Here is a 9529-nt window from a genome sequence, read left to right on the forward strand (position 1 = left end):
CTCACAAATTTGAACCGCTATTTCATTTTTTCTGGATTTTGTCGGTCGCGAAGGGGATAAATTACAAATGATGGCCTAAAAATTTAAATCTGTTGTCCTGGAGGTAAAATGGGTGAAACGCAGCTGCTGGAACGCATCACGCTCGATCGGCAGGCCATTTCTTTTAACCGCATGTACACCACCAGCGCGATTTACTACCACTGGCATCAGTGCGTTGAATTGCTCTATATTTCCAGCGGCTACGGCATCGTGGTGGTGGATAACCAGCACTACACCGCCCGTCCGGGGCGATTATTTATCTTCCCGCCCTTCCGTTTGCACAAAGTGCAGGTCGATCATAGCGATAAGAACCCCTATCACCGCACCACGATGCACATTGAGCAAGCGGTCGTCGAAAGCGCGCTCAGCGCCTTCCCGCGTCATCAGGCCCGGTTCGCCGCGCTGGCCGCCAGCAATCTGCCCGCGCAAATCTACGATCTCAGCGAGCACGCGGCGTTTATCGAGAGGATCCTTGAGCAGTTTAAGCGCCTGGAGGGCAACGAGCAGACCGAGGCCTGCGAGGTGGCATTTCTGGTGATGCAGCTCATGACATTTCTCCCCGAACAGCCGCAGCCCTACCCGCCGCGCCAGCAGACCGTCGCCTCGCGGATTATGAGCTGGATCGAAGCCCACTATGCCAGCAAGTTTTCGCTCGACCAGCTAGCGCACGACCTGGGGCTTTCGCGCAGCTATACCTCACGCATTTTCCGCCAGCAGACCGGGGGCAGCATCCACGAATATTTGCTAACCCGGCGGATAAAAAGCAGCTGCGATCGGTTACGGTACAGCGATGAGACGATTGACGCGATTGCCCTGGCCGTCGGGTTTAGCGAGGTGACCTACTTCATCACCTGCTTTAAAAAGATGATGCGTCAGACGCCGCTGCAGTATCGACGTCGTATCCTCAGCACCAGAATGCCCCGTTAACGGGGTTTTGATGACTGGCCCAAAGCTGAACGCTTTCCGTCATGCAGGAACCGGCAACTCAATGCCGCTTTGCGCCAGCTGCCCCATCTCGCAGTACATTGCGCAGGCCGCACTGACGATAGACATAGCCAGCGCGGCGCCGCTCCCTTCGCCAAGACGCATATCAAGATGGATAAACGGCGCCAGCCCAAGGTGCTCCAGCGCGCGCCGGGCCCCCTTTTCGGCGGAAAAATGAGAGGGAATACAGTAGTTTTTAACCTCTGGCGCGATCTGACAGGCGGCGATGGCGGCGGCATACGAGAGAAAACCGTCTAACACAACGGGTAGCCCGCATGCGCCAGCGCCCAATATCACCCCGGTCATGCCCACCAGATCATAGCCGCCGACCTTGGCCAGAACATCAACCGCATCGCGCGCATCCGGCTGGTTAATGCGTATCGCCTGCCGAACAATGTTTTCCTTATGCTGTACCCGGTCCTGCGGCAAATTGGCCCCAATCCCCACCACATCATGCGGATCGCTGTCGGTCAGCACGCTGATGATTGCCGAGGCCGGCGTCGTATTGGCAATACCCAGCTCACCAACGCCAAAGACGGAGATCCCCTCCTGAGCGCGTTTTTTAACGAGGCTGGCACTCGCCAGCAGCAGGTGCTCGGCATCCTGACGGCTCATCGCCGGACCCTGAGCAATATTACCGCTGCCGCGCGAGAGTTTAAGGCTGAGCATATTGTCGATAGGCTCGCCGTCAATACCGATGTCAACGGGCAGTACCGACGTCTGGCTATTGCGGGCCAGCACGCACACCCCGGTCAACCCCTTTTGCATATTGACGGCCTGAAGCCAGGTCACCACTTTCGGCGTCACGGCCACGCCTTCATCAAACACGCCGTGGTCGGCGCACATGACGATAATCTCTTTTTGCAGATTATCGAGCCTGTCGATGCCCCGCATTCCCGAAAGCTGTATTGCCAGACTCTCCAGCCGACCGAGGCTGTTTGTCGGCTTTATTAAACCATCGACATGCCGCGAGGCCGCCTGAATCTTCTGTCTATCAAGCGGTCTGATGGCCGCCGCCAGCGCCTTCACTGTCCCCATCCTCATCCTCATCACCCTCACTCTTCTGTTTGCCAAACGCTTTTGCCATTAAATACCCGTAACACCCAATACCCGGCCCGATTTTCAACGACCGTGTAGGCATCGTGACTGAACGGGAAATGCCACATCGCCGCCACGGGCATCCCTAACCAGGTTGCCAGCAGCAGGCTCAGCACGCCCTGATGCGCCACAATCAGCGTATCTTCGCGCTGCTGAAGCTGACTCATCTCATCCGCCGCCGCCCTGACGCGCGCGGCGAAATGCGGGAAGGCCTCGCCGCCGTCGGGCGTGGCGTTTTGCCAGTCATCCATCCAGCGCTGCCACGACGCGGGACTTTCTTTTTCGATATCGCTGAAGTGCCGCATCTCCCACTCGCCAAAATCCAGCTCGTTAAGTCGCGCATCAACATGGACATCATCGGCTGTCGGCACGATAAGCCGCGCCGTTTGCTGCGAACGCTGGAGCGCGCTGGCGCGCGCGTGCCCGAACGCGACGCCGGACAGGTACCCGGCAACACGCTGGCTTTGCGCAATACCCTGCGGCGAGAGCGACAGATCGGTACTCCCGTAAAATACGCCGCTGACGTTAGCGGCTGTTTGTCCGTGCCGGACCAGAAATAGGCGCATACATCAGACCCACAGAAGCGACAGCAGGAAGACCATTTCGCCGATCTCTTCCATCGCGCCCAGGGTATCCCCCGTCAGCCCGTTCAGTCGGCGGCTTAAAAAGGTCTTTACGGCGTTGACGACAATCCAGGTGATGACGCTGGCGACCAGCCCCTGCATCCCAGCCAGCAGCCCCACGAGCGCCACGCCGATGCAGAGGGTGATGACCGTCTCTTTGCCGCTGATATGGCCGAGATAGGCGTTTGCCATTCCTGCACCTTCGCGCGCATAGTGCTGCCGGTACATGACCAACACCATTCCCGTTCGCCCGACGATCGGCGCACACACCAGCAGCGCAAACAGGGTATTAACCGGAAGGTGAGCCAGGGAAATCACCGCTGCGACCTTGATAAGGATGCAGAATACGATAGCCAGGCCGCCGTAGGTCCCCAGCCGGCTATCGCGCATAATCTCCAGCATCCGTTCGCGGGTGCGGGCAGAAAAAACGCCATCGCAGGTGTCCGCCAGGCCGTCCAGATGAAACCCTCCGGTCAGCAGCACCAGCGCCAGTACCCAGGCGACCGCGCCGATATAGATGCCCCCGCCGGTCTGGCTCACCGCCAGATAGCCTAAGGCGGCCAGGACGCCAACGATCAGGCCCACCACGGGAAACCAGGGAACGCCACGGCCATACTGCGAAAATTCAACGCCGTCGCTCCATTTTTGCGGCACCGGAATGCGGGTAATAAATCCCAGCGTCGCCCACAGCATTTTTAACGGCATTTAATCTTTACTCCAATTCCCGAGACCACCAGCCACACTTCCTGCGCCGCCCGCGCCAGCCTTTGGTTCGCGCGCCCGGCAATATCAACAAAATGACGCGCCAGACGATTCTCCGGCGTGATGCTCATGCCCAGCTCGTTGGTCACAATATAAATCGGTGTCGCCGACTGCTGGCAGGCCGCAATCAGGTCGTCCACCTGCTGTTGCAGCACCGCCTCAAGCGCGGAAAAATCGAGGGTTTCCGGCGAAGCGCCGCCGCTGGCGTCATAGAGCAGGTTCGACAGCAGGGTGGTGACGCATTCCAGAACCACGCCTTCGCCCGGCTGCACCTGATGGCGAATCACGTCGCCCAGATCGCGATACCCTTCCCAGGTTCGCCAGTGCGCAGGACGCTGGGCGCGGTGCCTGTCAACGCGCAGCGCCATCTCTTCATCGGTAATCACCGACGTCGCGATATACAGCACGCGCTCGCACTGCTGCGCCGCCAGCTGTTCGACGTGCGCACTTTTCCCGCTGCGCGCGCCTCCGGTGACCAAAATCATGCGCCTTCCTCCTGATGCTCCCGCATTATTTGATAGATCTTTTTAATATCAATATGTTCTCTCATCGCGCTCGCCAGGATATCAAACTGTTGCGCTTTGTAGCCCGCGTAATCTACCGCAACGTCTAAGGGTGCCAGCCCTTTGCGCTGGCGTAGGCCGTCCACCATCGCGCGCGTGAAGGCATCGTTATCGAATAGCCCGTGGAGATACGTCCCTATCACCTGCCCGTCAGCGCTGATGGCGCCGTCCGCTATGCGCTCGCCCTCTTTTTCGAGAAACAGCGCCGGACTATCGTCGGATGTCAGTTGGGTCTGTCCCATATGAATTTCATAGCCCTGCACCTTAATGCCCGCCGCCGACTTAAGCCACGCCGGGAGCGCCGACGCCATCTGCGCCGAGACCTGCGTCGTGGTTTTTCGCTGCGCGAAGCGGGTCACGGTATGGAGCAGCCCCAGCCCCGGCTGGGTTCCCAGCCCCGACTCCACCTCATCAATGATGGTGTCGCCAAGCATCTGGTAGCCGCCGCAAATGCCCATGACGGGCACGTTCTGCTGGTGGGACTGCAGCACCGCGTGCGCCATGCCGCTTTCCCGCAGCCAGGCCAGATCGCCCAGCGTATTTTTACTGCCGGGTAGAATCACGAGGTCAGCCCCCGCCAGCTCCTGGGGATAGCGGACATAGCGCACGCGAACATCGGGCTGCGCCGCCAGCGCGTTAAAATCGGTGAAGTTGGAGATATGCGGTACCTGCACCACGGCAATGTCGATATCGCGCCGGGCGGTTCGCAGGTATTTTCCCTTTTGCAGCGCCACGCCGTCTTCGTCTTCCAGATCCACCTCCAGCCACGGCATAACGCCCAGCACCGGCACGCCGGTCAGGTTTTCTATCTGCTCAATACCCGAGTAAAGCAGCGCAACATCGCCTCGAAATTTATTGATGATGACCCCTTTCACCCGAGCCCGCTCGCGATCGTGCAAAAGCGCCAGCGTGCCGTAGATGGCGGCAAAGACGCCGCCTCTGTCAATGTCCGCCACGAGGATCACCGGGCACTGCGCCATTTCGGCCATTCCCATGTTGACGATATCGCGATCGCGCAGGTTAATCTCCGCCGGGCTGCCCGCGCCTTCCAGCACCAGCACGTCATACTCCCCGGCCAGGCTGTTATAGACGTCGCGGACCTGCTCCCGCAGGCGCGGTTTATACTCGTGGTAGCTGACCGCGTCCATATCGGTTGCCACCTGCCCCATCAGCACCACCTGCGCTTTACGGTCGCTGGTCGGTTTTAACAGCACCGGATTCATTCGTACGTCCGGCTTAATCCCCGCCGCCTCAGCCTGAAATATCTGCGCGCGGCCCATCTCTTTTCCCTCCGGCGTGATACCGGAGTTGAGCGCCATATTCTGCGACTTAAACGGCGCGGTACGCAGGCCATCCTGATAGAAAATCCGGCACAGCCCCGCCACCAGAACGCTCTTGCCCACGTCAGAAGCGGTACCCTGCAACATAATTGCCTGCGTCATGAGGCCTCCTTCATTACGTTTTTTTGTCGCATACGGCTGAAAAATTCATCTTCGGTTTTACATAACGGCAGGCCAAGCTGCGCGTGCAGCTTGACGAGCCAGGGCTGCGTTAATCCGGCCCGTTCAATCAGTTCGCCGCGGGCAAAGACCTCACCCGGCGCGCCGTGCGCCAGCACTTCTCCCTGGCGCAGCACGTAGACGGCATCGCTGACTTCGTAAATCAGGTCAATATCATGACTGGAGATCACCACGTGGTTCCCCTGCGCCACAATGCGCCTGATAATCTCGATCATCTGCGTGCGCCCTGACGGATCGAGCCCGGCCGTGGGCTCGTCCAGCAGAAGATAGCGCGCCCCCAGCACCAGCGCCCCGGCAATGGCGACCCGCTTCTTTTGCCCGTGGCTCAGGCACTGGATCGGCTGCTGGCGAAAACGCTGCGCGTCGACCAGCGTCAGCGCATCGTCGACGCGCCGCGCAATCTCCGGTTCCGCCACGCCCAGGTTGCGCAGGCTGAAGGCGATGTCGCTATCAATATCGGTATAAAAGATCTGCTGATCGGGATCCTGAAACACCGTTGCAACCTGCTGACGGAGCGCCAGCAGTCCGCGCTTGCTGTAGTCCAGCGGCTTCCCCTGCCACAGCACCGCACCCTGCTGCGGCCTCAGCAGGCCGCTCAGGTTCATAAATAACGTCGACTTTCCGCAGCCGTTAGCCCCGACCAGCCCGGTGACAGGATGGGTCGAAAAATCCAGCGTCAGCCCTTTGAGTACCTGCGCCTCCTGATAGCGAAACCAGAGATCGGCGGTGGTCAGCATGGTGCGATTCCTTACAGGGGAAAATCACCCTGGTAGAGTTTAATATCCAGCGTGGTCGCCATCTGCTGATAGCGGATCAGCACCCGGGTGAACAGCAAACCGACCAGCATCGCCAGAGAGCGATAGCCTTTTGGCAGGCTACGATAGCCAAAACGCAGCGTCTGCGCGCGGTGAATCGCCAGCGCTTCGTCTAACAGAATAAAAATAAAGCGCCAGGTCAGCAGGATCTGCTCGGTGAGCAGGCGCGGCACGCGCGCCCGCTTAAGCAGCACTATCAGCTGCGGAAACGGCAGGTTCAGCACCAGCCAGAAGGTCGCCGCTAGCGCGGCAAGGCTGCGCCAGAAGGTTTCATTGGCGACGGTCAGCCCGGACGCGGTTATCCCCAGCCAGTAGTGCCCCACCGGGACGCCTGCCGCCAGCGTGTGCGGGTCACGGGTGACGCTAAAGAGGATCGTCAGCACGCCGACCAGCAGAAAACCAAACGGCAGCGCCATCCAGCGGCACCAGCGCCAGAAGGTCATCCGCAGCAGCCAGCAGGTCAGTCCCGCCGTCAACGCCAGGACGATCCCCTGCCCCAGCGGCGGTAGCGCAAACGCCAGCATCATCAGCGCCAGCCAGAGCAGAAACTTGCGTTCCGGCGCAACGTGAGCCCAGCGGCTCTGGTAGCTAAGCCTGTCAAGCCCGGTCATCACGGCGCTGTCTGCCTTTGGTGTAGCCCAAAATATAGAAAATCACCGCTGCGCCAATGGACCCCTGAAGCGTAAACAGCAGGCTTTCAATTTCGCCGCTGGCGGGCTCATAGAGCGGCGTGAACCACGGCGTGTAATCAGGCGCCACAACCTGAATCTGGTTTTCGGCTTCGCCATCCGAGCCGCCGAATTCCCCCCCGTGATCGATAAAAAATGGCAGTACGATCAGAGCAAGCACCATCGCCAACAGCATCAGCGTCTTTTTCATCTCAGTGTCCTTGTGCGGTAATCAGCTGACGTTTGGTCAACTGGTCATAAATCATGACGGTTAACAGCCCCTCCGCGATGGCGATGGGGATCTGCGTCAGGCAGAAAATGCCCATGAATTTCACCATCGAGCCCGCGGCACCCGTCGCCGGGTCCGGGAACGCCGCGCCAAGCTGGACCGAGGTGACAAAATAGGTCACCAGATCCGCCAGCATCGCGCACAAAAATACCCCGACATCACGACGGAGCCCGGCGCGGCAGGCCATTTTCCACACCATGTACCCGACAACCGGCCCAATCACCGCCATCGACATGCCGTTCGCGCCAAGGGTGGTTAACCCGCCGTGCGCCAGCAGCAGCGCCTGAAAAAGCAGCACGATGGCGCCGAGAATGGCGACGACGCCCGGCCCGAACAGAATCACGGCGAGCCCCACGCCGGTCGGGTGCGAGCAACTGCCGGTCACAGAGGGGATCTTCAGCGCCGACAGCACGAAAATAAACGCCCCGCACAGCGCCAGCAGAACTTTCTGGTGGCTATCCTCCTGCACGATACGGCGCAGGCGTACCAGCCCGTACCACAGGCACGGTAAGAAGATCAGCCACCACGCCAGCGCCCACATCGGCGGTAAAAATCCTTCCATGATGTGCATCGCGAACGCCTGCTCCGGCACCACCATCAGCAATAGCGCCGCCGCCAGGCCGCTGAGTGACAGCTGTTTAAGCTGTTGTTCGAGTTTCATTGGGCATACTCCCACTGTTTGTTGACCAGAATGGTCGAGAAATAGGGTAACGGCTGGTCATCAGCTACCTCATCCAGATGCCGCCAGCACTGCTCGCCGGGGAGCGTGGCCTCTGACATCATCAGCGCGCAGTTCAGCAGCCCGGCCTGCCTCAGCAGCGCTTTGATACGCGCAAACCGGCCATAGACCTTCATCAGCACCAGGCTGTCGTGCTGCTGCAGCGCCTGCGCAATTTCCGCTTCCGGCGCGGTACAGGCGATCACCGCCAGCGACTGCTGTTCCATCGCCAGCGGCGTTTTGGACCGCGCGGCAATCGCGGCAAACGACGTCACGCCGGGCACAATTTCCAGCCAGTCCGGGCTGCCGATGCGCTGAAGTAAGAACACCCAGGTGCTGAACAGCATGGCGTCGCCCAGGGTGATAAAGCCAACCTGTTTTCCGTCGTTCACCTCCCTCACTAACGCGTCGGCCACCGCATCCCACACCGCCTCCTTTTCGGCGCTGTCGGCGCTCATGGGAAAGTGGCAGCAGCGGATTTCGGTCTGCTCGCCGACATATTCACGAACGATAGAAAGCGCCAGACTGTCGCCCCCTTTTCGTCCCGCCGGGGCGTAGAGAATATCCAGCGAACCGAGGATCCGTGAGGCGCGCACGGTGATGAGGTCCGGCGCGCCCGGCCCGGTACTCAGGGCGTACAGTTTGCCGCTCATGCTGCCTCCTCCATCGCCACGCTCAGCGCCTGCTGGAGATGGGCAACGAACATCGCGCGCACCGCCGGGTTTTCTCCCAGCCCGCTCAGCCACGGCGTTGCCGGGATCCCGGCGGCGTTAAACAACGTCTTCCAGGAGTCCTCGTCGTCAGAGGCCATATCGTTAATGGCGTGATCGCCCGCCACCAGCATCAGCGGCATCAGATGCACGGCGGTAACGCCTTCTCTACCGAGGCTCTCAATCAGGATGTCGACTTCCGGATAGCTCTCCACCGCGCCGACGCGGGCCGGGAAGCCCTGGGCCATCATCATGTGGTCGAGACAGGCATAGGCCGCAAAGGCGTGATGGCTGGCGCCGTGGCCCATAAACACCACTTTTTCCGTGGCCCCAAGCGTCGGCATCTGCTGTTGCAACGCGCGCATCAGCCGCGCGTAATCGTCGTGGCTGCTCAGCAGCGGTACCCCCAGCGTCAGGCGGGTAAACAGCGGGCGCAGGCTCTGCACTTCACGGACGATTTTCTCGTACTCATCGCCGTTGATGATGTGCAGGGACTGGATCGCCACGTCCTGATATCCCTGAGCCGCAAGCTTTTTCAGCGCCTGCAGCGGCGTATCGATCTCAATGCCGTCACGCTGTTTGAGCTTGCGAATAATCATCCCGGAGGTGAATGCCCGAAACGGCTCGCGGTCAGGGCAGCTTTCCGCCAGCGCACGTTCGCAGGCCACAATGTTTTTCTCGCAGGTATCGTGGTAGCTGGTACCAAAGCTGACCACCAGAAGCGCCTTTTTCATCTCTAA

Annotated in this window: 12 protein-coding genes; 1 reads left to right on the top strand and 11 read right to left on the bottom strand. The window is 60.1% G+C overall.

What is annotated here, in order from left to right:
* The first annotated feature begins 108 nt into the window (after positions 1-108).
* Entirely contained in the window at positions 109-966 is an 858-nt protein-coding gene (locus KIF87_RS07065; RefSeq protein WP_213328318.1) for an AraC family transcriptional regulator, read from the top strand.
* Between the two features lie 39 nt (positions 967-1005).
* Here KIF87_RS07065 and cobT read toward each other — a convergent pair whose 3' ends face one another.
* The 11 genes from cobT to cbiK are packed head-to-tail and all read right to left on the bottom strand — an operon-like array spanning position 1006 to position 9523.
* Complete coding sequence (gene cobT / locus KIF87_RS07070) at positions 1006-2061, bottom strand: nicotinate-nucleotide--dimethylbenzimidazole phosphoribosyltransferase (protein WP_213328424.1); 1056 nt, start codon at positions 2059-2061, stop codon at positions 1006-1008.
* Positions 2062-2078: 17 nt separating this feature from the next.
* Positions 2079-2687 carry an adenosylcobalamin/alpha-ribazole phosphatase gene (locus KIF87_RS07075; RefSeq protein ID WP_213328319.1) on the bottom strand — a complete coding sequence of 203 codons (609 nt, stop codon included), beginning with the start codon at positions 2685-2687 and terminating at the stop codon, positions 2079-2081.
* A gap of 3 nt (positions 2688-2690) precedes the next feature.
* A complete protein-coding gene (cobS, locus tag KIF87_RS07080) occupies positions 2691-3449 on the bottom strand; it encodes an adenosylcobinamide-GDP ribazoletransferase (protein ID WP_121425812.1) in 759 nt (252 codons plus the stop codon).
* Entirely contained in the window at positions 3440-3991 is a 552-nt protein-coding gene (gene cobU, locus KIF87_RS07085; protein ID WP_213328320.1) for a bifunctional adenosylcobinamide kinase/adenosylcobinamide-phosphate guanylyltransferase, read from the bottom strand. The genes cobS and cobU overlap by 10 nt, the downstream gene beginning before the upstream one ends.
* Positions 3988-5511 (bottom strand): cobyric acid synthase, encoded by a 1524-nt coding sequence (locus KIF87_RS07090; protein ID WP_213328321.1) that lies wholly within the window; start codon positions 5509-5511, stop codon positions 3988-3990. Before KIF87_RS07090 ends, cobU begins: the two co-directional genes overlap by 4 nt.
* Positions 5508-6326, bottom strand: coding sequence for an energy-coupling factor ABC transporter ATP-binding protein (locus tag KIF87_RS07095; RefSeq protein WP_121425809.1), 819 nt, complete (start codon positions 6324-6326; stop codon positions 5508-5510). Before KIF87_RS07095 ends, KIF87_RS07090 begins: the two co-directional genes overlap by 4 nt.
* Before the next feature lie 11 nt (positions 6327-6337).
* Positions 6338-7015, bottom strand: coding sequence for an energy-coupling factor ABC transporter transmembrane protein (locus KIF87_RS07100; RefSeq protein ID WP_159515610.1), 678 nt, complete (start codon positions 7013-7015; stop codon positions 6338-6340).
* Positions 7002-7283: an energy-coupling factor ABC transporter substrate-binding protein gene (locus KIF87_RS07105; RefSeq protein ID WP_148242572.1), complete on the bottom strand. Its 282-nt coding sequence runs from the start codon at positions 7281-7283 to the stop codon at positions 7002-7004. Before KIF87_RS07105 ends, KIF87_RS07100 begins: the two co-directional genes overlap by 14 nt.
* 1 nt (position 7284) lies before the next feature.
* Complete coding sequence (gene cbiM / locus KIF87_RS07110; protein WP_159513820.1) at positions 7285-8022, bottom strand: cobalt ECF transporter S component CbiM; 738 nt, start codon at positions 8020-8022, stop codon at positions 7285-7287.
* The gene (locus KIF87_RS07115) at positions 8019-8732 is read right to left on the bottom strand and encodes a cobalt-factor II C(20)-methyltransferase (RefSeq protein ID WP_213328322.1); all 714 of its coding nucleotides are present in this window, start codon (positions 8730-8732) and stop codon (positions 8019-8021) included. Before KIF87_RS07115 ends, cbiM begins: the two co-directional genes overlap by 4 nt.
* The gene (gene cbiK, locus KIF87_RS07120; RefSeq protein WP_213328323.1) at positions 8729-9523 is read right to left on the bottom strand and encodes a sirohydrochlorin cobaltochelatase; all 795 of its coding nucleotides are present in this window, start codon (positions 9521-9523) and stop codon (positions 8729-8731) included. Before cbiK ends, KIF87_RS07115 begins: the two co-directional genes overlap by 4 nt.
* Positions 9524-9529 lie beyond the last annotated feature (6 nt).

Source organism: Enterobacter sp. 120016 (assembly GCF_018383635.1).
Classification (GTDB): Bacteria; Pseudomonadota; Gammaproteobacteria; order Enterobacterales; family Enterobacteriaceae; genus Enterobacter; species Enterobacter asburiae_D.

Coding starts and splice junctions, on each gene's coding strand:
- cbiM (WP_159513820.1), bottom strand. CDS start 8,022: ATGAAACTCGAACAACAGCTTAAACAGCTGTCACTCAGCGGCCTGGCG.
- KIF87_RS07115 (WP_213328322.1), bottom strand. CDS start 8,732: ATGAGCGGCAAACTGTACGCCCTGAGTACCGGGCCGGGCGCGCCGGAC.
- KIF87_RS07065 (WP_213328318.1), top strand. CDS start 109: ATGGGTGAAACGCAGCTGCTGGAACGCATCACGCTCGATCGGCAGGCC.
- KIF87_RS07090 (WP_213328321.1), bottom strand. CDS start 5,511: ATGACGCAGGCAATTATGTTGCAGGGTACCGCTTCTGACGTGGGCAAG.
- KIF87_RS07095 (WP_121425809.1), bottom strand. CDS start 6,326: ATGCTGACCACCGCCGATCTCTGGTTTCGCTATCAGGAGGCGCAGGTA.
- cobT (WP_213328424.1), bottom strand. CDS start 2,061: ATGGGGACAGTGAAGGCGCTGGCGGCGGCCATCAGACCGCTTGATAGA.
- KIF87_RS07100 (WP_159515610.1), bottom strand. CDS start 7,015: ATGACCGGGCTTGACAGGCTTAGCTACCAGAGCCGCTGGGCTCACGTT.
- cbiK (WP_213328323.1), bottom strand. CDS start 9,523: ATGAAAAAGGCGCTTCTGGTGGTCAGCTTTGGTACCAGCTACCACGAT.
- KIF87_RS07105 (WP_148242572.1), bottom strand. CDS start 7,283: ATGAAAAAGACGCTGATGCTGTTGGCGATGGTGCTTGCTCTGATCGTA.
- cobS (WP_121425812.1), bottom strand. CDS start 3,449: ATGCCGTTAAAAATGCTGTGGGCGACGCTGGGATTTATTACCCGCATT.
- cobU (WP_213328320.1), bottom strand. CDS start 3,991: ATGATTTTGGTCACCGGAGGCGCGCGCAGCGGGAAAAGTGCGCACGTC.
- KIF87_RS07075 (WP_213328319.1), bottom strand. CDS start 2,687: ATGCGCCTATTTCTGGTCCGGCACGGACAAACAGCCGCTAACGTCAGC.